The following is a 24090-nucleotide window of genomic DNA, read 5'->3' as shown; positions in this document are numbered from 1 at the left end:
AGACGTGTGGTGTTAGATGCCGGTAAAGACCAAAGATAAGACATCGTTGCTGTAGCCGTCACCGTTTTTGTATTCTCGGTACCCTTCCGACATTCTGTATCCCATAATGTATTTACACTCGCCAATGTCCCAACGCAAAGAACCGGAGTCGCCGTTGGCACTGTGTTTGACCTTATCCGGCAGTGTGATTTGGGTGCCGATGGGATAAGTGTCTGTGGTACTGGCAATGATTTCGCCGTCCGGCGTGGTGAATAGGCAGAAGGTCGATTCGTCCACGGCCTTGTTGATGTATTTCGGCTTGGTGTCCTCCAGCATGGCGAGGAATTCCGGTTCACTATCGAACACCAAAGCGATACCGCCGACGTTTTTATGTTCGCTGTGCCAGTGCTTGACCGCCGCGTGGTAAATGTAAGTGTAACGGCCGTTGTAGAGTTCGGTTTTGTGAAAATCCGACACAACATAAGCTTGGGTGTCTTGAATGCCCAGACAGGCGGAGGTGTCCTGTGGTTGCGGCAGAATCGTGCCGATGAGGTGGGCTTCGGCCGGGTTGGAAACGGCGAGAATTTTACCTTTACGATCGTACAGCATGATGTTGGTGTAGACGGTGTAAAGCTGGTTGATGTACTGGAGGATATCGGTCAGCGTTTCGGTTTCTTCTTCCTCGATTGGGTTTTTATCCTGATGATCCGTCAAGATTCGTCGAAACGTGCTGTTCAGCGCCCACCAGCGGCAGTCATTGGCGCGCTCATAAAGATTTCGGTCCATGATTTCGATGGCCAGGGTGGCGCTGAATTTGACTTTATTCTGAATGGTTTCCACCAAGACCGTGTGGATGTGGTGAATGAAGTCGCTGAAAATAGCTTGGATATCCCGGCTGATGTCCTGAAAACTGTCGAGCACTGGCAGGAAGGACTTCACGTCTTTTTTCAAAGAGGTAATTTTGCCGTTGAGAATGACGATCAGCAGCAGGGTACTGACTTTCAGGTTGGTTTCGTCGAGATCTCGGAGATAAATCGGCGACTCTTCATTGATGGTGACGCCTAAATCTTCCGTGGACTGGCTGCTGGCAAAGGCGACTGAATGAGCGGCATGTGTGTAACAGAACCATGGTAGGCCTTTGAAACCTTGGTAGCCATGAGTTTGAGTAATGTAATTTAACCCTTTATCGTCCCCTTTGGGGGTGCGCATCTGCTCCGGTACGGGCAATTTTTTGTCCAGCGGGTGTAGGGTCGGGTTGTTGGTGGCGATGACGCTGCCCTGATTGTCGAGAATCATGATTTCATACCCTTCTTCCGCGCTGCTCAGTTTGGGGAAGATGGATTCCATTTCTTCATCGAATTCGAAGCTGAGACACAGGACGCCGACGGTTTGAGTTTCGCCATTGACGGTCGCCTCAATGCGTTTGGCGTAAATCAGGCTTTTCGGTTTGTTTGGGAACAGGTCCGAATGACGATACACTTCGGTGTAGGGTTCGTTGGTGGTCAAGGCTTCCTGGATGATCGGGTCGCGGCTCATCGTGACCGGGTTGTTTGGGTTCAGTTTGGCTCGAACTTGACCGTGGGTATCCAGTAAAAGGATGTCGTCGTAAACGCTGTATTTGGCAACGTACTCTTCAATACGACGGTGAATGAAATCGGCGTTGTTTTCAGTGGTTTCCGGATTGGCCAGAAAGTCGACCAGGTCGTCGTCGGTGGTAAGGAAGCCAACGTCTGCGGTGCGCTCAAACAGGTTACGGATCAAAATATCGATGGTGGCTTGCGATTTGAGAACGATTTCACTGTTGGCTTGGTTGAGATAACGACTGACCAACGCTTCAATCATCATATTGCGCAGACTTTGGAATTCTTTTTGGGTGTCGACAATCGACTCCAGTAACTGCGGATCGATGTTTTCATTGTTGATTTTTCCAACCATTGCCACGGTTGTCCACCAAAGGTCTTGGTGTTCCAGTTCGCCCAGATAGCGTTTTACCTCGGGCAAATACTGAGTGTATTGCTTAAGCTGTTGCATGAGTTAGGTTCCATCATTTTTTAATCTATTCGTTCAGATCGAATCGAGTTGCCAACCGTTTGTTATGTGTTTGAGGTGGTTGGTCAATATATAATTATTTACTGAAATTAAAGCATTAATAATGCCACGTTCTGGTTTTGTTTTTAAAACAAGCTTTAGGCGCGGTTTTTAGGTGTTTTTGAGGGGGCGTTTTATGGAAAAAGAGCCCGTTTTCAGATGAGAGTTGGTTTGTTTTGGTGCGTTTAGGCTTCGTTAAATTACTTAACTTAGCCTTGTTTTGAATATGGTTTTTTAAAGGCGTTGGATTTTTTCGACAATCGAGAGGCGTTTGAGTTTGCGCATGACGTCCGCCAGGTGTTTTCGAGTGTGTACGCGAACGACGATATTCATCAAACTGTAGGTTTCGTCCTTGTCTTCCGAGCGGACGCGATCGATGTCGGTTTTCATTTCGGCAATGTTGCTGGCAATGGTCGCTAAGGCACCGCGTCGGTTATGGACTTCCAGCTGCAGTTCGACATCAAAGGTTTGGGTGATGTTGTCTTCCCAGTTCACATCCAACCATTTTTCTGGGTGGTTTTTGAAGTGTTTGACGTTTTTGCATTCCTGACGGTGGATGACCAGTCCTTTTTCTGCACTGATGAAACCGATGATTTCATCGCCGGGAATCGGATGGCAGCAGCCGGCGTAATTGACAGCCATGCCTTCGGTGCCGGTAATGACCAGCGGTTGCATGGATTGGTCGGATTCCGGATGGCGTAGCACCGAGTCTTCTTTTCCGAGCACCACGTCGTGAATTTGTTTTGCGACCAGCTTGGCCAGGCGTTTGCCTAGGCCGATTTCTTCCAGTAAGTGATCCCAGCTTTCCAGCTTCAGTTCAATAACGATGCCTTCGCGGATGGCGTCCGTCAAGCCGTTATAAGACATATTGAAATTACGCAGACCTTTTTCGAGTAAACGTTGTCCCAGAGCTTGAGCGGATTCGGACTGCTGGTTTTTCAAAAAGGCGCGAATTTGCGAGCGTGCTTTTGCGGTGGTGACAAAGTGTAGCCAAGACGGGTTGGGTTGTAATTCTTTGCTGCGGATAATTTCGACTGTTTGACCACTTTCCAGATGCGTGCGCAGTGGAATCAATTTTTTATCGACGCGACAGCCAACGGTGGCATGGCCGATATTGGTGTGGACCGCGTAAGCGAAATCCACGGCGGTTGCGCCGGCCGGTAAAGTGACGATGTCACCTTTCGGAGTAAAGACGTAAATGACATTTGGGAAAAGGTCGATTTTGACGTTTTCCAAGAAATCCAAAGAGTTCCCAGCCCCTTGTTGGATTTCCAGCAGGTTTTTAACCCACTCTTGGGCGCGGACTTCCACGGCTGACAGTGGGCGTTCGCCATGGGTTTCGTTTTCGTCGTCCAGATTTTGTTTGTAGACCCAGTGGGCCGCAATCCCGTGTTCGGAAACTTCGTGCATTTCGTTCGTGCGAATTTGGATTTCAATGTAGGCTCCGAAGGGGCCGAACAATACGGTGTGCAGTGACTGGTAGCCATTGGATTTCGGGATGGCGATGTAATCCTTGAATCGCCCCGGAAACGGTTTGTAAAGGGAATGGACGGAGCCGAGCACGCGGTAGCACTCGTCGGCGCTGTTCACGACAACCCGGAAGGCGAAAATGTCGAGAATTTCGTCAAAGCTCAGCTTTTTATACTTCATCTTTTTATAGAGGCTGTATAAGTGCTTTTCCCGCCCGATAACGTGGGCAGGGATATTGTCTTCCTGTAGGCGTTGAGAAATGGCTTCGTTGATTTGTTCGACAATTTCGGCGCGATTGCCTCGGGCCTTTTTGACCGCATTTTCCAGAACGGAAAAACGGAAAGGGTGCATGGCTTTGAACCCTAAATCTTCCAGTTCGATTCGAATTGCATTGATGCCCAATCGTGCGGCAATCGGAGCGTAAATCTCTAGGGTTTCTCGTGCAATTCGGCGTTGCTTGTCCGGGCGCATGACGCCGAGGGTACGCATATTGTGCAAGCGGTCGGCTAGCTTTATGAGGATGACGCGGATATCGCGCGCCATGGCCAATACCATTTTACGAAAGTTTTCGGCCTGGGCTTCTTGTGGGTTGTCGAATTCGAGTTTGCCGAGTTTGGTGACGCCATCGACGATTTCGGCGACGTTTTCACCAAAGCGGTCAATAATGTCTTGTTTGGTGAAGGCGGTGTCTTCAATGACGTCGTGCAGGATGGCGGCAATCAGGCTTTCGTGATCCAGCTGGATTTCGGCGAGGATTTCGGCGACGGCCACAGGGTGCCAGATATAATCGCCGCCGGATTTACGGCTTTGGCCTTGGTGGGCTTCCGCTCCAAATTCAAATGCGGCTCGGAGTTGTTTCAGGTGTTTTTTTTTGAGATAGACCGATGCTTTCTCAATCAAGCCGTCAAGTGAAGTTGGGGTGGGCATAAATTATATAGGGGCTCCTGTCATTAACCGAAGTATGGAGGGGTATCCGGGTCAGACATGACCACTTCTTTATTAATGGTGTTTTCCGCCAATTCGCGCAGAGCCATAACCGTTGGTTTATCTTTATCCCAGTCTAAGGTTGGCTCAGCGCCATTAGAGAGCTGACGTGCGCGTTTTGCGCCTAGGATGACCAATTCAAAACGGTTTTCAACTTGATCTAAACAATCTTCTACAGTAACGCGTGCCATGAGCGATATTCTTCCTTAAAATTCAGTAAATTATTATTTTACCGAATAACTGTAGTGACTTTCAATAAGTATTAAGGAGAAGGGCGTTTATTTATGCGATTGGGCGGGCAGAGATGGGTTAAATAGTCGTCCAGAATGTGGTTTTTTTGTTGAATGATTTTGAAGGCGGCTTCGCCCATTGAGCGACGCGTTTCGGTGTCGTCCAATAATGAAGGCAGTAATGAATACAAATCGTTCAGTTCCGATAACTGAATCAGGCCTTTATGGTCGAGAAGTTCTTGAGTTTCCTCCTCAAAATCCGACATGTCAGGTCCGGTCAAAATGCAGGCCTTTACCGAGGCCGGTTCCAATACGTTATGCCCGCCTTTTGGGTTGAAGGCTCCGCCCATAATGACCAGCTTGGCGTGCTGATAGAGCGGCATTAGGGCCCCGATTCGGTCATAAAGATAAAAACGAGTGTGGGGGGTGAGGGGCTCGTTTAAACTCAGTACGGCCATTTGAGCGCGGTGGGCGGCCAAGGCCTTTAAAATTTGGTGGCGTCGTTTCGGGTGTCGGGGAACGATGACCAAGAGTTCAGGGCGTTTTAAGGTCAGCCAGAGTTGCACTATTGCCTCTTCTTCTCCGGGGTGGGTGGATGCAACGAGTACATATTCGGCATGGGTCGGGGCGATTTGAATAATGGGGTTCGGGTAGTTCGGTTGTGGGGTTAAGCCGGCATATTTGAGGTTGCCTAGCACAACCAGTTTGTCGGTTGCCGCGCCTAAAGTCCGAAAACGCTCGGCTTCCGACGCATTACGAGCATAGATGGTCTCTACGTAACGGAGCGTTTTGCGGTAAAGGGTTTTTAGCCAGTCTGGACTCTTGAGGGTTTTGACGGACAAGCGGGCATTAATTAACTGAATGGGGACACCGGCGTTATGGGCCAAACGGTACAGGTTGGGCCAAATTTCGGTTTCCACCACCCAAAGTGATTGGGGTTTCTGATTGTTTAGGAATCGCCGGATGGCATAAGGGTAGTCCAATGGAAGGTATTGGTATCGAACCGATTTCTGAAACAGGGTTTCAATCAGTTGTGCGCCGGTGGGGGTGTTGGTGGTGATGAGCAGGTTTTCGTCTGCCTGTAAGCGGCGTATTAATGCTTCGGCGGCCTTTACTTCCCCAACCGATGCGCAGTGAATCCAGAGGCTGTGTGATTCCGAAGACGTGGGCGATGAAAGCCCCAGACGTTGCGCAAAATAGCGCCAGCCGCCGTGGCGTTTGACCGCCTCTAGGACGGTGATCAGGAAAACCAGGGGGCTGAGCAGGCGAATCAGAACTTGGTACAACATCTCGGAATCATCTTTGGCGCAAAAACGGGCTTTAGTGGCCGGCGTTGAGCAGAGCTTCCATGATTTCGATGTCCCCCGGCAAGTCCACTTCGGGCGAATCCCATTGGCTTTCGACCACTTTGATTTTATGGCCGAATTCCAGTGCGCGTAATTGCTCCAACTTTTCGATGTCCTCCAAACGTCCCATCGGCAAGGCGTTAAAGGTGTCGACAAACCGTTTGGTGTAAGCGTAAACGCCCAAGTGTTTGAAGGAGTCGTGATCCCAATAGTCGCGACCGTGCGGGATGGTCGCCCGAGAGAAATACAATGCAAAATCATTGACGTCGGTGACAATTTTCACATCTTTTGGGCTGGTGATTTCGGCTTCGTTGACAATCTTGAAAGACAAGGTGCTCATTTCAAACGAACCGTCATAGTCCTCGGCCTTGAACGGTGCAATGACCGCTTCAATCGAGCCTTGGTTGACCAAGGGTTGGTCGCCTTGTACATTGACGATCAAGTCGTCATCGTTTAATCCGACCTCTTTGGCGGCCTGAGCGATACGGTCCGTGCCGGATTCGGCTTCCGGCGGGGTCATGACGACCTGTCCGCCAAACCCTTCTACAACCGTTTTGATGCGTTCATCATCCGTGGCCACATACACCGCTTCGATACCGCGTGCCTTCGAAATGCGCTCGAAAACATGTTGGATCATGGGTTGGCCGTTAATGGGTTTTAGGGGTTTGCCCGGTAGGCGAGATGAGCCGTAGCGTGCGGGAATAAAAACATAGGTTTTCATAGAAAATTCGGGTCCTTGAATCGGCCCGCTCGAGTTTGAGGGGCCTGTTCGGCGAATGTTGAGCGATTACATTTTCAGGTAAAGAGAACGTAATAGTTCCGGTGTGACTTTTTCTTTCCAGTTTGGTCCATAGACGTTGTCCCAAAGTGGTGCCAAGCCGGAAGCCACTTGAATCATTTTGTCCATTTGTTCCTCGGAGAGATCCTGGCAAATACCGGTTGGTAAGTGGATGTTGTGTTTGTCCATCATTTGACGGAATTTTTTCACGCCTTCCGGATAGAAATCGTCCAATACATTGAAAACGATGCAGTTACCGATGCCGTGGTGATAACCCAATACATACGCCAAGCCGTAAGATAGGGCGTGACAGGCGCCTACTTGACTGTAAGCAATGGATTGGCCGCCCATGTAAGAGGCCATCATCAGTTTTTCGTCGGCTTCTGGGTGGTCGTTTAGGAAGACTTCATCGCACAGGTCGGACGATTTTTCACCGAAGGCGCGGGCGAATTCATTGATGTAAGTGCCGTTCAAGGCCTCGACATTGTGGATGTAGCAATCCATGCCGGTGTAGAACCACTGGTCTTTCGGAACGCCGGCCACCAAGTCCGGGTCCATAATGATTTGGTCAAAGACGGTGTAGTCGGAGTTCATGCCCAGCTTTTTATCAGGCCCGGTCAAAACCGTGGTACGAGACGCTTCGGCACCGGTACCGGAAATGGTTGGAATGCCGATGTGGTGAATCGCTGGGTTTTGAATCAAATCCCACCCTTGGTATTTCACGGCTCCGCCCGGGTTTGTCAGTAGCAGAGCCACGGCTTTAGCGATGTCCATGGAGGAACCGCCGCCGATCCCGACGACGCTGACCGGGTTTTTACCGTTGCCGAAGGCCTGAACTTGTTCCGTCAGTGCATCGACATAAGTGGTTTTCGGCTCGTCGGTGACGTCCAGCCAGATCACCAAATCGTGTGACTGATTCGGGATACGGTCTTTAAGCGGCTTGTCTTGATGGACTTCGTCCACCAAAAAAACCACATAGTCGTCGGCATTTTGGCGTTCTTCCATTAAAACGTCATCCAATTGGTCGAAAGAACCGCGTCCGAAGATCATTCTAGGCACGGTTTTAAAGTTACGATGTTTCATTGGGCTATTCCTGTTAATAATTCGTGTTTAAGCGTTTATTTAAAGACTTTGGCAAAGGCATCAATGCGCATCTGGATGTCTTCATCCGACCAAGACAGGTTGATCAGCATGGAAAATGTCCGGCTCATGATGTCGTCCGATTTTGGCGTCGAGACCTGGGTGTAGTCGGGGCGGTCTGCGATTAGTTCAATCGGCAGTTTGGCTGGCCCCGTCATGTTTTGGATGTGGTCCCAGTTCTTGAAGTAATGCCAGTTGTTGGCATACCAGTAAAACACGCCCGGTACGCCGGCTTCGCCTAAGGCTTTGACCACGTCGCGTGTGCGTGCTTCCGATGGCAGGATGATGCTTAAGAATCCTGCATTGTCACCGGCTTCGTCCGGGATCACCCGGAACGAAACTTCGTCGTATTGTGACAAAGCGCTTTTTAAAGCTTGTTTGTTTTTGCGCTGGATGTCAAGAATGCGGTCCAGCTTTTTCCATTGCGCCACTCCGATGGCGGCATTCATCTCTGAGATGCGGTAATTCGTGCCCATGATCGGGTGCGTTTCCGCGCCGCGGTCTGTACCGATGTGGTCATGACCATGATCCGAATATTGGTGTGCATGATTGTAAATGGTGTCGTCATTGGTCAGGATGGCACCGCCTTCACCGCAGGAGATGGTTTTCACCGAGTCAAAGGACAGGGCACCGACCTGGCCGATAGTGCCCAGCGCCTGGCCTTTATAGGTGCCGCCGGTGGCTTGGCAGGCATCTTCCAGCAAAATCAGATTGTGTTTGTCGCAGATGGCCTTAATCTCGTCCATGTGTCCCATGGAGCCGCACATGTGCACGAAATTCACCGCTTTGGTTTTCGGTGTGATGACCGCTTCGATGCCTTCCGGCGACAAGGTCAGCGTTTCGTCGATTTCCGCAAACACCGGGATGGCGCCTGCCAGCACAATGGCTTCTACCGAAGCCACAAACGTGAACGGCGGTACAATGACTTCGTCTCCGGCACCGATGCCGGCTGAAGCCAATGCGGTCGACAGCGCATTAGTGCCGCTGGACACCAGGTGGGCGTGCTTGACTTTCAAAGTGTCGCAAATCAAGCCTTCCAATTCACGGGCTTTCCAGACATCATTTCGCATGCCGTCGAAGTTGTAACGAAAGGTAAATCCTTTCTCCATGACTTCGTTAATCTGTTGTTTCTCGGCATCATCAAAAATTTCAAAACCGGGCATCGTTCGGGTCCTTTGGTTAGTTTTGTTGGGTCAGTTCGTTAATCATATTGGCGTGTTCCGCATATTGTCGCTTCAAACGCTGGCGGTTGGCCATGAAAATGCTGTGTAATTCGTTGAGGGCAATATCAAAATTGTTATTGATCACCAGATAATCGAATTCGTCAAAGTGTTGCATTTCGCTGACGGCATCGTCCATCCGGCGTTGAATGACGTCCTGGCTGTCGGTTCCCCGCCCGGTCAAACGGCGTTCCAGTTCTTTTAAGCTGGGCGGCAAAATGAAAATGCTGATGGCGTCCGGGATCAATTCACGCACTTGCTGAGCACCTTGCCAGTCGATTTCCAAAATCACGTCTTTTTCAGCGGCCAGGGTGGATTCAACCGCGCTTTTGGAAGTGCCGTAATAGTTGTCGAACACCTTGGCATGTTCCAGAAAATCACCGTCTTGGGTTTTTTGCTGAAAGGCTTCTAAGGTCAGAAAATGATAGTTAACGCCGTCTTCCTCGCCTGGGCGGATCGGCCGGGTGGTGCTGGAAATGGAGGCTTGGATGCGGCTATCTCGTTCGATTAGCTTGCTTACCAATGACGTTTTCCCGGCACCGGACGGTGCGGAGATAATAAAAAGCGTGCCAGCCATAAGTGTTTGATCCCTTAGCGTCTTGTCTGTTGCAATCGTTCTGAAAAGGATGCTGGACGGATAAGGCGCTTGATTCGGTAAGCGTATTGGCAGCATCGCTTATTTTAGACACGACATTTTAACAGAGTTTACCTAAATTTGTTGCGATTAGGCTACAATAAGAAATATGCAAAATAAAAGTATTTTTTTAGTAGGTCCGATGGGTGCGGGCAAGTCGACAGTCGGCCGTTTTCTGGCGGAAAAACTCCGTTATGAATTCGTTGATAGCGACCATGAAATCGAAGCGAAAACCGGCGCCACTATTCCGATGATTTTCGATATCGAAGGTGAGGCCGGTTTTCGGGCGCGAGAGGCCGGCGTCATTGACGAGTTGACGGGGCGCCCGGAAATCGTATTGGCGACCGGCGGCGGTGCCGTGCTGATGCAGGAGAACCGTAAATGTCTTCGGACACGCGGGTTCGTAGTGTATTTAAAATCGTCGGTGGAGGCGCTGGTGCAGCGCACACGACATGATCGCAACCGGCCGTTATTGCAGACAGAAGACCCGAAAGCGGTGTTGCGTAAAGTGATTGCTGAGCGGGGGCCGCTCTATGAAGAAGTGGCTGATTTGGTGATTGAAACCGAGCAGGTATCGGTGCATCGTGTCGTAAAACAGATTGTTGACCGCCTTCAGCAACAGCAAGTGATTTAAGGATTATAAATTGAAAACACTCACAGTCGATTTAGGGGATCGCAGTTACCCTATTTTTATTGGTCAAGGTTTGATTGACCAGCCGGAATTGATTCAACCCTATGTGACCGGTACGCAAGTGCTGATTGTCTCCAACACCACGGTGGCACCACTGTATTTGGAGCGGGTCAAACAGACTTTTTCCGATTACGATGTGCAGACGGTGGTGTTACCGGATGGTGAGCAGTATAAAAATCTGGAGATTCTGAACCGTATTTTCGATGTGGCCATTGAACATCATTTCGACCGGAAATGTACCTTTGTCGCTCTGGGCGGCGGGGTCATCGGCGATATGACGGGGTTTGCCGCAGCGGCCTATCAGCGCGGCGTGAACTTTATTCAAATGCCGACCACCTTGCTGTCTCAGGTGGATTCTTCGGTCGGTGGCAAAACCGGGGTGAACCACCCGCAGGGCAAAAACATGATCGGCGCTTTCCATCAGCCCGAGTGTGTGGTCATCGACACTGATACTTTGAATACTTTGCCTGACCGCGAATTGTCGGCCGGCCTGGCGGAAGTCATTAAATACGGCCTGATTGTCGATTATCCGTTTTTTGAGTGGTTGGAGCAAAACCTACCAGGCCTGCTGGACCGCAAAGCGGAAGTATTGGCGGAAGCCATCGAACGCTCCTGTCAGAATAAAGCGGACATTGTCGCCAAGGATGAAAAAGAGGCCGGATTGCGGGCCTTGTTCAATTTGGGCCATACGTTCGGCCATGCGATTGAAGCCGGGATGGGCTACGGTGTCTGGTTGCACGGTGAGGGGGTCAGTGCCGGGATGATGCAGGCGATTTACCTGTCCAAGTTGATGGGCGATTTGACCCAGGCCGATCAGGATCGCGCCGCGGCGATTTTAAGTGCCGCGCGTTTGCCGGTGTTGCCGCCGTCCACCGATGACATGCCCAATGAACGCTTTTTGGCATTGATGGCCGGGGATAAAAAAGTCCAGGCCGGCAAGATTCGTTTGGTGTTGCTGAAAGCCATTGGGCAAGCGTATGTCACCGGTGACTATTCGCCTGCACTTTTGGAAAGAACCTTGACCGAGTATCGTTGAGTCAGGGCTTCCCTAGCGGCCTTAAGGAGTGACCATGCAGAGTGTCGAAGCATTGCAACAAACATTTTCGGTGGAAGGCGTGCGTTTTTACCGTCAGGACGGCTTGGTGATGGTTGAAGTCACTCATGCCGCCGCAAAAGCATTGCTGACCACGCACGGTGCGAGTGTGCTGAGCTTCACGCCCTTGTCGGAAACGACCTCCCGGCAAGATTGGCTGTGGGTGTCGGAATCCGCGGTTTACAGTGGTGAAAAGCCGGTTCGTGGCGGCATTCCAGTGTGCTGGCCGTGGTTTGGTCAGGCGGAGAAATCAGGGCTACCGGCCCACGGGTTTGTGCGCAATCAGGTTTGGGAGTTGACCTCGGTTTCCGCTGTGTCGCCGACACAAACCGAACTGGTGCTGACCACGGCGTCGTCGCCCGATACCTTGGCCATATGGCCGCACGCTTTTGAACTGCAATTGACGGTCACTATTGGAAAGTCTCTGGAATTGGCGTTGACGATGCGTAACTTGAGCGATCAACCCGTGGCGATTACCGAAGCGTTGCATACTTATTTTTCGGTGTCGAATGCACCGGATGTGGTTGTCGATGGGTTACAAGGCAGTGAATGTTTTGACAAACTGACCTACGCCGAAAGCTATTTCCAAACCACCCCGCTTAAAATTCAGCCGCCGATTGATTCGGTTTTTATTGATCAAACGGAGCCGGTGGTGATTCGGGATGCGGGCTATGAGCGTTGTGTTCGTATTGAAAAGAAATCGGCCGTGTCGTCGGTGGTGTGGAACCCGGGGCCGCAAATCATTAAAGGCTTTGCCGACATGAATGACCAGGCCTGGCCGAAAATGCTGTGTGTGGAAGCCGGTAATGTGCTGCAGAATGCCGTGACCGTGGCTCCCGGTTCCGAACACACCTTGCGCATGATGTTGACGGAACAGGCGTATTCGGCCGAGTCGAGTTAAGTGGTTGATAGTGAATCGATTGATAACGGACGGAAACTAAAACGGCGCTGAAAAGCGCCGTTTTAGTTTGTGGGTTTGCGGTGAAATCTCAGCCGAAGACCATATTGGAACGCAATTTTTTCATTGCCTGTTGTTCGATTTGGCGAATACGTTCCATGGACACGCCGTATTTTTCCGACAATTCTTTTAGGCCGGTTTTGCTTTCGCTTAACCAGCGTTGTTGTAAGATATCGCGGCTACGCTCGTCCAGACTCAACAGAGCTTGTTTCATCTGACCCAACTCATAGTCGGCTTGTGAATCGTTCACCAACTGCGTTTCCGGGTCCAGTTCCGGGCTGATGAGAACGGGGTAGCTTTTGGACGGTGATTCATCATCGTCGGACGGCAAGTCGACCGACATATCCTGCCCGTACAAACGCGTTTCCATTTCCAGAACATCTTTTCGGGTCACGCCCAGTTCTTCGGCCACGGCGTCGGCATCTTTGTCGCCGAACCATTCCAAAGATTTTTTCGTGCTGCGCAGTTTAAAGAACAATTTACGCTGTGCTTTGGTGGTGGCGGTTTTGACAATGCGCCAATTGCGAATCACGTATTCGTTGATTTCGGCGCGCACCCAGTGTACGGCAAACGTCATCAAACGGACATTTTCAGCCGGATTAAAACGTTTCACCGCTTTCATCAAGCCGATGTTGCCTTCCTGGATAATGTCGCCCAGCGGTAAGCCGTAGCCTCGATAGGAGCGGGCAATTGGCACCACGTAACGTAGGGAGGACAGAATCAGCTGGCGTGCGGCCTCCAAGTCTTTTTGGTAATACAGCTTTTCCGCGAGTGCTTTTTCTTCCTCGGCTGACAGTTGCGGCATGATTTGAACGGTTTTCAAATAGCTTTCAATGTTCTGGCCAGGAGTAAGGCTATTTGTGAACGGAATCAATTGATTTGTCATGCGCTTTCTCCTTTTGTATTCGGTTTCATCATTAATGCCATCATACTACACTTTTTTTAGCAGTCAAGTCAATAGAGTGCTAATGTTTTATGACGAAAATGGTTAAAAAGTATTGAGGTTGAAATTTTTATAAAAACAATTGGTTAAAGAATGTTGTTAACGTTGATTGTTTTTATTGGAGAGGTGTTGTTGGGCGAGAGTGTGAGGAGGGTTGCTAAGGACGAAAAAAGCCCAGAAAACGGCCGAAAAAGGTATTTTCGGCCGTTAGAATTGGGTGGAAAAGGTTATGCGTCTGCCGATACTTGGCCGGACTGTTGCATCATTTCCAACCAAGCATCACGAACCTCGGTCAGGATTTCGACCGCGCTGTCCAGATAGAAGGTGTCTTTTTCGAAAACGGCTTCCTGGATTGCTTTGTCGGCATAACGATACAGTTCGTCCAGATCAAATGCCAGTGAGCTGTCTTGTGTCAGGTTCAGGCGGTCACGAAGCGCGTCTAAAATTGTGGTCATGCGGCCAAGGTGGAATCCTTTTTCAACCAGGGCATTGCTTTGGTGGCAGACTTTTGCCAAGTTGCCTTTGTCGACGACGCCTTGTAGCAGTAACAGAATCGTTTTGCTTGGGTTATCGGCCAGTTGCGCTTCCGCATCCGGGTTTTGGTTGTATTCTTGAAGAATCGGGGCTTTTACTTCCGTAGCCATGGTTTGTTTCATTGTCATGGTTCAACTCCTGTGTGCAAATGAATCAAGCATTCGTTCTTAGGGAGAGCTTTGCACGAGATGGATGCACGGATAAAAATGGCTAAAATTTCCCTGAATGTCGTTGAAAAAATGGCGAATAGCCAGCTATTCGCTGCGTTTACCGCCTAATTCAAAAAAATTTTATCTCATTTTTCTATCGCTCCCCACTCATGCAAAGCTCTCTTAGGGTGTTGTTGTTTTGAGCGAATGTGTTGTGGATTCTTGAGCAGAGACTGTGCCATAAAACAAAAATAGTATTTAAGTTATTGAAATATAATGTTTTATGTGTGTATTAAAACTGACCAGGCCTGGGTGGAATAGGGTGAAAAGGGAAGGGGGAAAAGCGATTGCCAAAAAAATGGCAGTTAGACGATAAGACGGGAACAGGGGATGGGGCATCCGCCTGTTCAAGTGGTGTTATGGGGGTCGGTTTTAGGGAATCGTAAAAAACGCCAAGGTTAAAAGTGGACTTCAACGGCCGATGCCGCCCGTTTGGCTTTTTCGATCGCATCTTCGATATTTTCGCCTCGCGCGAGGGCGACGCCCATGCGTCGGCGACCGGCAATTTCCGGTTTGCCGAACAGGCGCAGTTGGGTATCCGGTTCCGCCAAGGCCTTTTCCAGCCCGGAAAAGGCTGTTTGGGTGGACTGGCCGGTCGGCAAAATAACGCTGGAGGCCGATGGACCGTGCTGAGCGATATTTGGAATCGGCAGACCGAGAATGGCACGGACGTGTAAAGCGAATTCGGAAATATCCTGAGAAATTAACGTCACCAGGCCGGTGTCGTGTGGGCGAGGGGAAACTTCGCTGAAAATGACGTCATCGCCTTTGATAAACAGCTCCACGCCAAACAGTCCCAAGCCGCCCAAGGCGTCAGTGATTTGGGTGGCAATGGTTTCGGCCTTGGCAATGGCGGTGTCCGACATCGGGTGCGGTTGCCAGGATTGGCGGTAATCACCATCTTCTTGATGATGCCCGATTGGCGCACAGAATGCAGTGCCATTTTTATGACGAATGGTCAGTAAGGTGATTTCATAATCGAAATCAACAAACCCTTCAACAATGACTTTGCCTTTACCGGCACGGCCGCCTTCTTGAGCGTATTGCCAGGCGGGCTCAATGTCGTCGGGGGTTTTGATGACGCTTTGACCTTTACCGGACGAACTCATAATGGGCTTGACCACGCATGGCATACCAATGCGTTCCACGGCGGCAAAAAAGTCCGTTTCGTTGTCGGCAAAGGCGTAAGGGCTGGTCGGTAAGGAAAGTGTTTCCGCGGCCAAGCGGCGAATGCCTTCACGGTTCATGGTTAATTGAGTGGCTTTGGCGGTGGGGACGACGTTGTAGCCTTCCGCTTCGAGTTCCGCCAACGTATCGGTGGCAATGGCTTCAATTTCCGGCACGATGTAATCTGGTTTTTCCGTTTCGATAATTGTACGCAGGGCGTCGCCATCCAGCATGCTCAAGGTGTAGTGGCGGTCTGCAACCTGCATAGCCGGGGCGTTTTCATAACGATCCAGAGCGATAACTTCCAAGCCAAGGCGCTGTGCTTCTATGGCGACTTCTTTGCCGAGTTCACCCGAACCGCACAGTAATATTTTGGTGGCAGTCGGTGAAAATGGTGTCCCAATTTTTAACATGGCATCCCCTTTGCTTATGAGAAGTTAACGAAAAATAGCGTTACGTATCGGCCGCTAAAACAGAAAGTTGAGCGCCAATTATAGAAGATTTCGTGTCCCGCTAAAAACAAAATGAACTTAAGCGCACGGCCGATGATGTGGAAACAAGGGTAAAGTGATTATGACTCAGTTAGCACACAATTTGATTCAAGAACCACGCCTAGAGCAGTTGCAGGAAGAGCGTCGTAGCAAAAAAGTGGCCTTTGACCCCGCTCTGTCGGAGACGGAATCACGCGATGACCGAGCCAATGTTCATCGGCTGTTGGGGGAGCTCCAGACCCGTTTTTCGGATTCGGTGGACGTGGCGTATTTAATTGAATCCGAAGTGAGTCATCGTACGGCGGATCTGTACCGTAAAGCGAATTACGATTCCTTGACGCATCTACCAAACCGCAGCTATTTTCACGACATCCTGGATAAATTGGTTCAGGGCGCGACTGAAAAAGACACCATCTTTTCACTTTTGTTTCTCGACCTGGACGGTTTTAAGCAAGTGAATGACACGCTGGGCCACCATGTTGGCGATGAACTGTTGCGTTATGTCAGTGGCCGTTTGGTGGCCTCGGTGCGCGATGGCGATATCGTCAGTCGTTTAGGCGGTGATGAGTTTGTTATCTTGTTGTCGGATGTCGAGTCGCGTGATGAGATTGAGATTATTTGTAATCGTATCGTGACCGAAATTTCCCGTCCTTATTGGTTTGATGGCGTGGAAGTGCTGACATCAACCAGCATTGGCGTGTCGCAATTTCCGCAGGATTCGAAGCTGTCGTCCGAATTAATTGAGCAGGCCGATGAAGCCCTGTATGTCGCGAAGTCGAAAGGCAAAAAAACCTTTCGCTTTTATGACGATGTTAAATTCGAAGTGCCGGCAAAACTTCATGAGCAACAACAGGTGTTTGATGAAGCCATCCAAAAATCGCAGTTTCAGGCGTATGTTGAACCGCAGATTGATTTAAAACAAAGCCGCATTGTCGGCGGTTATATGACGCTGGAATGGGTAAAAGAAGACGGTTCTCGCGAGCCTTATGAGGCTTGGCAGACATTATTGAAAAACAGCGGTGATGAAGAAATTCTGGGAATGTGGTTGCTGGATACGGCGTGCTTTTATTTAAACCAATGGTCGAAATGCGATGCCGAGTTGGTGGTCACCGTGCCGGTGATGGACGCTTTGTGGCAGAAAGACGATTTTTTGACAATGTTGTTGCAGCGGTTGGTGCGCTACGGCATTACGGCCAACCAGTTACAGTTGGCTTTTGCCATGGAAAAGTTCGATCAATTTGACGGTCAACTCGTGGAAAAATTGCAAGACTTGTCCGAAGCCGGTTTTCAAATGACGTTAACCGGTTTGGGCGCGATGCCTTTGAACTTGCCGGTTCTGTCCGGCCTGAATGTTCAAGAGTTCAAATTCGACCAGGCCTGGTTAAAAGCGCAAATGGCTTCGGCGGCGGGTCAAAAATGGGTTCAAGCCTTGATTCAGATGGGAAAAGGCTTGGATGCCTGTATGATTGCCACCGGTTTGGATGACGAACCGGAGGCCATGGCCTTAAAAGAATGGGGTTGCTCACTCGGGCAAGGGCCTTATTGGACGCAACCGATTGATTCGAAAGAGTTTGAGCAGCTGTTAACGTAAGCCGCTTCGGCATCTTTTAAACGCCTTATAAACGTCTTAAGCGGCGGCTTGGGTTTTTAATTCCTTTAACATCTCCAAAATCAAGCGAGCCGAATGCGTGGCGGCTTTCTCCAGATACTGTTCAAACGTCACGGCATTTTCCTTGCCGGCAATATCGGATAGCGAACGGATAATGACAAATGGCACGTCAAAAGCATGGCAGGTTTGTGCCACGGCGGCGGCTTCCATTTCGCAGGCAATCATTTCCGGAAAATTGTTTCGGGTGGTTTCCACATCGTCCGGCAAGTGCATAAAGCGGTCACCGGTGGCAATCAAACCATGCATATGGCTGACTTCCTGTAAGGCATCAATGCTGTTTTTGGCAATTTCCACCAGGCCTGAGTCGGCGGTGTAGTTCTCGGGATGGCCCGGCACCTGACCGCGGGCATAGCCGAAAGGCGTCACATCCACATCGTGATGGGTGACGGCCGCGCTGATGACAATATCGCCCACCTCAAGATCGGAGTGGAAACCGCCGGCCGAGCCGGTGTTGATGACATAATCCGGCGCGTACAGCTTAATCAATAAAGCGGTGCCGATGGCGGCATTGACTTTGCCGATGCCGGAGCGCAACAGTACCACCTCCAAACCGTTGATTTGACCCAGATAGTATTCAAACCCTCCGTGGATTTCGGTGGCGAGGTTTTGAATCTGGTTGCGCAACAAGGCCACTTCTTCTTCCATGGCTCCGATAATGGCGACTTTCATTTCAATAGGTTTCCTTGTTTAAACTTCGTTGCCCAACTTGCGCAATGTATCCGCATCCATCGCCAGTTCATCGTTTTTATTGACGCCGATGCCGTGATCAATAATGTTTTGGGCGATGGCTTTGGCCTCGTCCAGTGAATGCATTTTGTAAGTGCCGCATTGGTATTCGTTCAGTTCCGGAATGTCTTCCATTTTTTGGACGTTCAAGACGTCTTGCATGGCTTTCAACCACGCATCGGCGACGCGTTGTTCATCCGGCGTGCCAATCAAGCTCATGTAAAAACCGGTACGGCAACCCATTGGCGATACGTCGATGATTTCAACGTCGTCGGCATTGAGGTGTGCACGGATGAAGCCGGCGAACAGGTGTTCCAGAGTGTGGATGCCTTTTTCGCCCATCATATCGACATTCGGCTTGTTGAAGCGCAAGTCAAATACGGTAATGGTGTCGCCGCCTGGGGTTGTCATGGTTTTGGCGACGCGAACCGCCGGGGCTTTCATGATTTTATGGTCAACGGTAAAACTGTCGAGTAGTGGCATAAGGGTGTCCTTTCGTGTTTTGTGTTAAGTAATCTGCGCTTAACACCTTAAAATTATTAAGGTTTTTGATTGTATTGCGTGAGCTTATTGTAACGAATCATACTTTGTAATTCTTTGACATATTGGTGTTTTCGGGCGGAATAATTCACCAGCCCTTCGGCCATCTCCAAGCCCGTTAACGGTTTGTTTGCTGTACGAGCCTGTGCGCGGATGTTTCGCAATTCGGCATAGGTGTTGTGGCTGTTCAAATTGTGAATGTAACTGACCACGGAATCGTACGGATGCTTGAAGGTGCGTACTTCGTGAATGGCCCCTTTGGAGCGTTGTTTTGGAATCAGGCCGCATCCCTCGGTAAAGCACCATTGGCCAAAGTAATTGTTGCCTTGGCGAGCAAAGCGTGAGGTCCCCCAGGCACTTTCGTTGGCACCCTGTGCTAAGGCCAGTGCGGTAGGTACTTTGTCCATTCGCTTCAGCAGGGCGGTGCGGTCAGCGGCTTGGTTGAAGTCAAAGGAATCCATACCGTAAAAATCGGCTTGTGATTTCAGCCAGGCCTGGTCGTTTTGGCTGGGGTCGTTTTTGAGAATGATGGATTGCAGGCGATGGCGTTTTTCCAGCACCGCGTCATTGGCGCGGTGAACCAGCGGGGTCATAAAGTCAAAGAAGGCTTGTTTGCGGGGCGGGCCGGCCGGGAAATCGGCAAACTTTGGAATCGCCGGCAGGGCTTGCTGTTTGACGTCCACTTTCGCCGGGGTGGGCGGTGCAATTTGGTTTTCTTGCTTTTCGTGTTTGGCTTCTGGTTGTTCGGCGGTTGTCGGTGTCGGGGTTTGTGGCGTGTCGGCTGTCGATGCTGTTGGGGCCGATGTGTCGGATTCTGAACAGCCGCTGATGAGTAGACCGAAAGTAATGAAGAAAAGTGGAACAAGTCCGAAGGTGCGGGGCATGAAAAGCGGCTCCTTAAATGTGGTTGAAAACTGACATTATAAAAGAAAACCGCGATTGAAGATATGGCCCGACGAATTTCGGGCCGTTTATTTAACGGTTATTTTTTGCTGTCAAAAGGGCCGTATTTGGCTTTTTCCAGTGCGGCTTTATCGCCTTTGAAGTAAGCCGGTACCGGGTAATCCGCCGGGCGGAAATCCGGATTCGGGAAATCCTTGGCGCGATCCGGGTGGGTCGAACGCGGTAGCGATTCCACATAAGCGGCGATGTCATAGGCTTGCGCCACGGTCAATACCGGCGATTTGTAAGTCGCCCCCAATGGCATATTGGCGTGAATAAATTTGGTGGCGGTCATGATGCGGCTCATGCCCGCACCGTTATTAAAGGAGTCGGCACCGGCCAATGGCGGAAAGGTGTAGCTGCCGTCTTTGGCGTAAGTGGCGGTTTTCAGCCCTTTGCCATCCGCTTGGTGACAGGCGACACAGTGTTCCGTGTATAACGCTTTTCCGGCTTTGGGGTCGGCGGCTCGATTTGGCATGTCGACGTTGGGTAAGCCCGTGTATTGCATGGCGTCATTCGGGTTGGTGCCTTTGGCCAGCCAAGTGAAATAGGCAATGATGGCTTTCATTTCCGTGGAATCGTTCGGCATCGCCTTGCCGCCACCTTGGCTACGTGTCATACAGCCGTTGACTCGGTCTTCTGGCGAACCGATAGTCATGCTGCGTTTACGGAAATTCGGATAGTCGTTCATCACGTTCACGAACGGAATGCCGAATGGTATGGTGCCGGGCAGGCCGTCGGAACCTTTTATGTGGCAGCTGGTGCAATTCAGAGAGTTGCCGGAATAGCGCAGATTCGGATTCGCCACTTTCGGACCAATGGTTTCCACGGTTTTATCGAGCAGTTTCATGCCATAACGAATTTCTTTGGCATTGGGTTCTTTGTCAATGTCAGCCGCTTTGGGGGCTTGCCAGTCTTGTACCTGGCGCGCTTTAAAGCGCTTTTCCATTTCCTTGGCCTGCTTGGCATTGAGTTTTTCGCCTACTTTATAAGGGCTGATGTCCATCGCGAACAGTGAACCGGAAAAGGTGACCGCCGCGATGAGCGTAAGGGCTGTTTTCATGTCTCTCTCCTCTTTGGGAATTTCTGACCTAATCCGACAGAAGTTCCTTAAAATAAACCTATCGTTTGAAAGGCTAAGGGTTTTGGGAGGCAAGTCAAGGTAAAAAATTTCGCAGTGGTGTCGGCGGTGAGGTTTTTTGGGTAGAATGGCATCAGTGATCTCTGATAAACGGTGATGGAATGAAAGATACGAAGTTGCGTTATGAAACGCTTTTAGAGTTGGTGGAAAATGCTCAGGACGGAATCGTCATCGCGGAAAAGGAAGACCAGGACACGGTTTTGATTTATGTGAACCCGGCGTTTGAAAAATTGACGGGATACACCTCGGATGAAATTCTGTATCAGGATTGTCGATTCCTGCAAGGTGACGACACCGAGCAAGCACCGGTGCAACACATTCGTCAGGCCATTGACGAAAGTGTGCCGGTGCGCACGATTCTGAAAAATTACCGTAAGGACGGCACGCCGTTTTGGAATGAGTTGAGTGTCACGCCGTTTTATGACAAAACCGATGGGTTAACCTATTACATCGGTATTCAAAAAGATGTGACCGAAATCGTGGAGCTGAAACAGTCGCTGGAAGCCGCGCAGGCTCGCATCGCCGAATTGGAAGCGCAGCTTCAGACCAAATAGAAATGAGAGCTTTGCATGAGATGGATACACGGCTAAAAATGGCTAAAATCTTCCGGAATGTCGTTGAAAAACTCGTTAATAGCTAGCTATTAGCTTCGTTTTCCGCCTAATTCAGAAAAATTTTATCTCATTTTTTCCTCGTGCCCCACTCGTGCAAAGCTCTCAAATAAACGAAGTCAGCGAAATACATCGCATTTTAAACACATTTTAAAAATACATTTCAATGTGCGTCAGTGTTGAGGTAGGTCACGTGAACGTTCGGCGTTTCGTTCGGGGCCTCTGAACCGGGCAGGCTAAACCATTGTAGGCTCAAGTCAGGGTGGGCTTCCGCCCATTTTTGCCAGGCCTGGGCGTTTTGCAAATTGGATGCGCTGGCACCGGAAATCACCGCGATGTCGGCACAACGGTTGGCTTCAAGTTGCGTGGCGGCCGACTCATCGGGCTGAAGTGTCCAGGAACATAACAACGGACGTCGTCCGGCCTGTTCCAGTTGCAACGCGACCAGCGCTTTCAATACCGCTTCCTGCGGGGCCAGATTCTGTATCCAAACCGGGGTGCCGCTCCGTCGTTTACGGTGACGTTGCGTCAGGTAAAGACGTGAATACAATCTCGGCAGTAAGACGCTTTCCCAAAAAATCACAATCGGCCTTTCCTCGCCACGTAACATCAGGTGGGTGTTGATCAGCGTTTCCATCCAAAAATCGTCCGGAAAGTCCGCCAACAAAGTGTCGAGCTGTTGATTCAGACGGTCCAAATCCTGTTGTTGCACCGTGGCCTTTAGCTGCGCGGCAATCTCGCCGTCCCGCTCTGGCAGTGAGGCTTTCGGCTCCGGGAGCAGGGCTTTGATTTGGCTGATGGGAATGCCTTGCTCCGTGAGCTTGATGGCTTCTTGAAGCATCTCGATGTGTTCGGGGGTGTAAAGACGGTGGCCAGATTCGGTGCGCACCGGTTCGATCAAACCGTAACGCCTTTCCCAAGCGCGGAGTGTAATCGGGTTTAAGCCGGTGATTTTAGCCACTTCTCGAATTGGAACGAGTCGGGCGTCGGGTGTCTTCGTATTCATAGTCGGTATCTTATGCAAAACTTATACAAGCGTCAATTGAAAGTCGTTTGCGAACGGTGTTTTAACGCTTGGACTTTCTCCAGATGCTGTTGGCGGCTGGCATCCAAATCGAGGATTGGAAGCGTCTCCTCCGACCATAGGTCGTTTTGTGCGGCCGCCGTTTTGGATGCCCAAGGAGCATGCACGCTTTTTTCGGGTAGGTTTTTCAGCTCGGGCAACCAGCGTTTGAGATAGTGGCCTTTGGCGTCGAATTTCTCACTTTGACGAACCGGGTTGAACAGGCGGTAATAAGGGGCCGCGTCCACGCCGCAACCGGCTACCCATTGCCACCCCATCACATTATTGGCGGGGTCGGCGTCCACCAGCGTGTGGCGAAACCATTGTTCGCCGGCCCGCCAGTCAATGTCGGCGTTTTTGGTGAGCCAGGAGGCCACTAACATGCGCACTCGGTTATGCATCCAGCCGGTTTCCCATAGTTGTTTCATCCCGGCGTCAATCATGGGAACGCCGGTTTCACCGCGGCACCAGGCCTGGTAGAAATGCTGGTGCGTTTCATCCTGTTTCGATAACGGGGTGAAAAAGCCTTGAAACTTGGGTTGAAAAGGCTGGGTTTCCGTGTCGGGGAAATGCCAGAGGATTGACCGGGCAAATTCCCGCCAGGCGAGTTGTCGAAGCCAGGCCTGGGCGTTTTTCGGGCTGGCCGGGTTTAAGGGCGACAACGCGAGTAGCATCGCACGGCTGTGAATTTCGCCGAAGTGCAGATGTGGCGACAGTTCGCTGGTTGCCGGTAGGGCCGGGAAGTCTCGGTCATGATCATAGTCGTCCAGACGATGCAATATAAAATGGTCCAGCTTGGTCCAGGCCGCTTCTTCACCGATGGTCCAGTGCGTCAACACTTTTTGGGCCCAGGGTTGATTGCGAAGTGCCGACAAATGTTGCGGCAATCGGTCGTGTTCCGGCGGACAGTCAATGCGCGCTGTGGCATGGAAGTCCAATGGCGTTTCGTCGAAAGGTTCCACTTCTCCGAGGCGTTGCATCAAGGCGTTGTAAAAGGGCGTAAAGACTTTATAGGGGTGGCCGGATTGGTTGTGAATGGTTTCGTAAGACAGCCAGTTTTCGGTATTGAATGGGCGCAAGGTGACGTTCTGTTTGGCGCATATTTCCAAAGCCTGTGTTTGCAGGCTTTTAAAGGGTTCGCCGAGTTGAAAAGTGTAATGCACGCGGTCAATGTCATGGGCTTCGATCAGTTGTTGAAGGCGTTCGGCAAAATCGCCCTCGATTAACCATAATCGGCCGCCCCGCGTTTCGATGTTGTGTTTCAGTTCGAGCAAACTGCCCGCTAACCAAGCCGAATTGGCGTCGCCGACGGTGTGTTTCGGGTCGTGAATATAGGCCAGGATGACGGCATGACCACTCTGAGCCGCGTCATCTAAGGCGGTTTCCAAAGCGGGGTTGTGTTGAAGTCGCAATTCACGTTGTAGCCAAACCAATGTTGTCATA

Annotated in this window: 22 protein-coding genes; 5 read left to right on the top strand and 17 right to left on the bottom strand. The window is 50.6% G+C overall.

Features of this window, described 5'->3' with window-relative positions:
• Positions 1–12: 12 nt before the first annotated feature.
• The 8 genes from AC0KH7_RS11210 to gmk form a co-directional block, all read right to left on the bottom strand.
• Positions 13–2010 carry a cache domain-containing protein gene (locus AC0KH7_RS11210; RefSeq protein ID WP_472373445.1) on the bottom strand — a complete coding sequence of 666 codons (1998 nt, stop codon included), beginning with the start codon at positions 2008–2010 and terminating at the stop codon, positions 13–15.
• 291 nt (positions 2011–2301) lie between these two features.
• Positions 2302–4464 carry a RelA/SpoT family protein gene (locus AC0KH7_RS11205; RefSeq protein WP_472373443.1) on the bottom strand — a complete coding sequence of 721 codons (2163 nt, stop codon included), beginning with the start codon at positions 4462–4464 and terminating at the stop codon, positions 2302–2304.
• 23 nt (positions 4465–4487) lie between these two features.
• Positions 4488–4712, bottom strand: coding sequence for a DNA-directed RNA polymerase subunit omega (gene rpoZ, locus AC0KH7_RS11200; RefSeq protein WP_472373441.1), 225 nt, complete (start codon positions 4710–4712; stop codon positions 4488–4490).
• Positions 4713–4783: 71 nt separating this feature from the next.
• Positions 4784–6040 carry a 3-deoxy-D-manno-octulosonic acid transferase gene (locus AC0KH7_RS11195; protein WP_472373439.1) on the bottom strand — a complete coding sequence of 419 codons (1257 nt, stop codon included), beginning with the start codon at positions 6038–6040 and terminating at the stop codon, positions 4784–4786.
• Positions 6041–6071: 31 nt separating this feature from the next.
• A complete protein-coding gene (gene kdsB, locus AC0KH7_RS11190) occupies positions 6072–6818 on the bottom strand; it encodes a 3-deoxy-manno-octulosonate cytidylyltransferase (protein ID WP_472373437.1) in 747 nt (248 codons plus the stop codon).
• A 66-nt stretch (positions 6819–6884) separates the two neighbouring features.
• Positions 6885–7958: an iron-containing alcohol dehydrogenase family protein gene (locus tag AC0KH7_RS11185; protein ID WP_472373436.1), complete on the bottom strand. Its 1074-nt coding sequence runs from the start codon at positions 7956–7958 to the stop codon at positions 6885–6887.
• Positions 7959–7993: 35 nt separating this feature from the next.
• Entirely contained in the window at positions 7994–9178 is a 1185-nt protein-coding gene (locus AC0KH7_RS11180; RefSeq protein ID WP_472373434.1) for a DegT/DnrJ/EryC1/StrS family aminotransferase, read from the bottom strand.
• Between the two features lie 16 nt (positions 9179–9194).
• A complete protein-coding gene (gmk, locus tag AC0KH7_RS11175; protein ID WP_472373432.1) occupies positions 9195–9812 on the bottom strand; it encodes a guanylate kinase in 618 nt (205 codons plus the stop codon).
• Positions 9813–9978: 166 nt separating this feature from the next.
• On the opposite strand from gmk, the gene aroK reads away from it, so the two are divergent.
• From aroK to AC0KH7_RS11160, 3 genes are read left to right on the top strand one after another with little or no spacing between them, the layout of a single operon-like run.
• Positions 9979–10503 carry a shikimate kinase AroK gene (gene aroK / locus AC0KH7_RS11170; protein WP_472373430.1) on the top strand — a complete coding sequence of 175 codons (525 nt, stop codon included), beginning with the start codon at positions 9979–9981 and terminating at the stop codon, positions 10501–10503.
• A gap of 10 nt (positions 10504–10513) precedes the next feature.
• Positions 10514–11596 carry a 3-dehydroquinate synthase gene (gene aroB / locus AC0KH7_RS11165; protein ID WP_472373428.1) on the top strand — a complete coding sequence of 361 codons (1083 nt, stop codon included), beginning with the start codon at positions 10514–10516 and terminating at the stop codon, positions 11594–11596.
• A gap of 34 nt (positions 11597–11630) precedes the next feature.
• A complete protein-coding gene (locus AC0KH7_RS11160) occupies positions 11631–12554 on the top strand; it encodes a D-hexose-6-phosphate mutarotase (RefSeq protein ID WP_472373426.1) in 924 nt (307 codons plus the stop codon).
• Between the two features lie 88 nt (positions 12555–12642).
• On the opposite strand, the gene rpoH is transcribed toward AC0KH7_RS11160, so the two are convergent.
• The 3 genes from rpoH to purT form a co-directional block, all read right to left on the bottom strand.
• On the bottom strand, positions 12643–13497 hold the full coding sequence (gene rpoH, locus AC0KH7_RS11155) for an RNA polymerase sigma factor RpoH (protein ID WP_472373424.1): 855 nt from the start codon (positions 13495–13497) through the stop codon (positions 12643–12645).
• A 284-nt stretch (positions 13498–13781) separates the two neighbouring features.
• The gene (locus AC0KH7_RS11150) at positions 13782–14216 is read right to left on the bottom strand and encodes a flagellar export chaperone FliS (RefSeq protein WP_472373422.1); all 435 of its coding nucleotides are present in this window, start codon (positions 14214–14216) and stop codon (positions 13782–13784) included.
• 479 nt (positions 14217–14695) lie between these two features.
• On the bottom strand, positions 14696–15877 hold the full coding sequence (gene purT, locus AC0KH7_RS11145; RefSeq protein WP_472373420.1) for a formate-dependent phosphoribosylglycinamide formyltransferase: 1182 nt from the start codon (positions 15875–15877) through the stop codon (positions 14696–14698).
• A 160-nt stretch (positions 15878–16037) separates the two neighbouring features.
• Here purT and AC0KH7_RS11140 point away from each other — a divergent pair, with 160 nt between their 5' ends.
• Positions 16038–17546 (top strand): putative bifunctional diguanylate cyclase/phosphodiesterase, encoded by a 1509-nt coding sequence (locus tag AC0KH7_RS11140; RefSeq protein ID WP_472373418.1) that lies wholly within the window; start codon positions 16038–16040, stop codon positions 17544–17546.
• 36 nt (positions 17547–17582) lie between these two features.
• Here AC0KH7_RS11140 and mtnN read toward each other — a convergent pair whose 3' ends face one another.
• From mtnN to AC0KH7_RS11120, 4 genes are all read right to left on the bottom strand, one after another.
• Positions 17583–18293, bottom strand: coding sequence for a 5'-methylthioadenosine/S-adenosylhomocysteine nucleosidase (gene mtnN, locus AC0KH7_RS11135; RefSeq protein ID WP_472373417.1), 711 nt, complete (start codon positions 18291–18293; stop codon positions 17583–17585).
• 18 nt (positions 18294–18311) lie between these two features.
• On the bottom strand, positions 18312–18833 hold the full coding sequence (gene luxS, locus AC0KH7_RS11130; protein WP_472373415.1) for an S-ribosylhomocysteine lyase: 522 nt from the start codon (positions 18831–18833) through the stop codon (positions 18312–18314).
• Between the two features lie 56 nt (positions 18834–18889).
• Positions 18890–19774: a glucosaminidase domain-containing protein gene (locus AC0KH7_RS11125; protein WP_472373413.1), complete on the bottom strand. Its 885-nt coding sequence runs from the start codon at positions 19772–19774 to the stop codon at positions 18890–18892.
• 98 nt (positions 19775–19872) lie between these two features.
• Positions 19873–20895 (bottom strand): c-type cytochrome, encoded by a 1023-nt coding sequence (locus AC0KH7_RS11120; RefSeq protein ID WP_472373411.1) that lies wholly within the window; start codon positions 20893–20895, stop codon positions 19873–19875.
• A 179-nt stretch (positions 20896–21074) separates the two neighbouring features.
• On the opposite strand from AC0KH7_RS11120, the gene AC0KH7_RS11115 reads away from it, so the two are divergent.
• On the top strand, positions 21075–21527 hold the full coding sequence (locus tag AC0KH7_RS11115; RefSeq protein WP_472373409.1) for a PAS domain-containing protein: 453 nt from the start codon (positions 21075–21077) through the stop codon (positions 21525–21527).
• Between the two features lie 220 nt (positions 21528–21747).
• On the opposite strand, the gene AC0KH7_RS11110 is transcribed toward AC0KH7_RS11115, so the two are convergent.
• Positions 21748–22590, bottom strand: coding sequence for a MerR family transcriptional regulator (locus tag AC0KH7_RS11110; RefSeq protein ID WP_472373408.1), 843 nt, complete (start codon positions 22588–22590; stop codon positions 21748–21750).
• 32 nt (positions 22591–22622) lie between these two features.
• Entirely contained in the window at positions 22623–24089 is a 1467-nt protein-coding gene (locus AC0KH7_RS11105; RefSeq protein WP_472373406.1) for a cryptochrome/photolyase family protein, read from the bottom strand.
• Position 24090: the final 1 nt, after the last annotated feature.

Source organism: Hydrogenovibrio sp. (assembly GCF_965140365.1).
Classification (GTDB): domain Bacteria; phylum Pseudomonadota; class Gammaproteobacteria; order Thiomicrospirales; family Thiomicrospiraceae; genus Hydrogenovibrio.
This window is presented reverse-complemented; position numbering and strand designations above follow the sequence as displayed.

Excerpts from the sequence above, each read along its gene's own strand:
- AC0KH7_RS11205 (WP_472373443.1), bottom strand. The coding sequence starts at position 4,464 with ATGCCCACCCCAACTTCACTTGACGGCTTGATTGAGAAAGCATCGGTC.
- AC0KH7_RS11160 (WP_472373426.1), top strand. The coding sequence starts at position 11,631 with ATGCAGAGTGTCGAAGCATTGCAACAAACATTTTCGGTGGAAGGCGTG.
- mtnN (WP_472373417.1), bottom strand. The coding sequence starts at position 18,293 with ATGAAAGTCGCCATTATCGGAGCCATGGAAGAAGAAGTGGCCTTGTTG.
- AC0KH7_RS11185 (WP_472373436.1), bottom strand. The coding sequence starts at position 7,958 with ATGAAACATCGTAACTTTAAAACCGTGCCTAGAATGATCTTCGGACGC.
- luxS (WP_472373415.1), bottom strand. The coding sequence starts at position 18,833 with ATGCCACTACTCGACAGTTTTACCGTTGACCATAAAATCATGAAAGCC.
- gmk (WP_472373432.1), bottom strand. The coding sequence starts at position 9,812 with ATGGCTGGCACGCTTTTTATTATCTCCGCACCGTCCGGTGCCGGGAAA.
- rpoH (WP_472373424.1), bottom strand. The coding sequence starts at position 13,497 with ATGACAAATCAATTGATTCCGTTCACAAATAGCCTTACTCCTGGCCAG.
- AC0KH7_RS11120 (WP_472373411.1), bottom strand. The coding sequence starts at position 20,895 with ATGAAAACAGCCCTTACGCTCATCGCGGCGGTCACCTTTTCCGGTTCA.
- AC0KH7_RS11180 (WP_472373434.1), bottom strand. The coding sequence starts at position 9,178 with ATGCCCGGTTTTGAAATTTTTGATGATGCCGAGAAACAACAGATTAAC.
- AC0KH7_RS11150 (WP_472373422.1), bottom strand. The coding sequence starts at position 14,216 with ATGACAATGAAACAAACCATGGCTACGGAAGTAAAAGCCCCGATTCTT.
- AC0KH7_RS11125 (WP_472373413.1), bottom strand. The coding sequence starts at position 19,774 with ATGCCCCGCACCTTCGGACTTGTTCCACTTTTCTTCATTACTTTCGGT.
- aroK (WP_472373430.1), top strand. The coding sequence starts at position 9,979 with ATGCAAAATAAAAGTATTTTTTTAGTAGGTCCGATGGGTGCGGGCAAG.
- kdsB (WP_472373437.1), bottom strand. The coding sequence starts at position 6,818 with ATGAAAACCTATGTTTTTATTCCCGCACGCTACGGCTCATCTCGCCTA.
- AC0KH7_RS11105 (WP_472373406.1), bottom strand. The coding sequence starts at position 24,089 with ATGACAACATTGGTTTGGCTACAACGTGAATTGCGACTTCAACACAAC.
- purT (WP_472373420.1), bottom strand. The coding sequence starts at position 15,877 with ATGTTAAAAATTGGGACACCATTTTCACCGACTGCCACCAAAATATTA.
- AC0KH7_RS11195 (WP_472373439.1), bottom strand. The coding sequence starts at position 6,040 with ATGTTGTACCAAGTTCTGATTCGCCTGCTCAGCCCCCTGGTTTTCCTG.
- AC0KH7_RS11140 (WP_472373418.1), top strand. The coding sequence starts at position 16,038 with ATGACTCAGTTAGCACACAATTTGATTCAAGAACCACGCCTAGAGCAG.
- rpoZ (WP_472373441.1), bottom strand. The coding sequence starts at position 4,712 with ATGGCACGCGTTACTGTAGAAGATTGTTTAGATCAAGTTGAAAACCGT.
- AC0KH7_RS11110 (WP_472373408.1), bottom strand. The coding sequence starts at position 22,590 with ATGAATACGAAGACACCCGACGCCCGACTCGTTCCAATTCGAGAAGTG.
- AC0KH7_RS11115 (WP_472373409.1), top strand. The coding sequence starts at position 21,075 with ATGAAAGATACGAAGTTGCGTTATGAAACGCTTTTAGAGTTGGTGGAA.
- AC0KH7_RS11210 (WP_472373445.1), bottom strand. The coding sequence starts at position 2,010 with ATGCAACAGCTTAAGCAATACACTCAGTATTTGCCCGAGGTAAAACGC.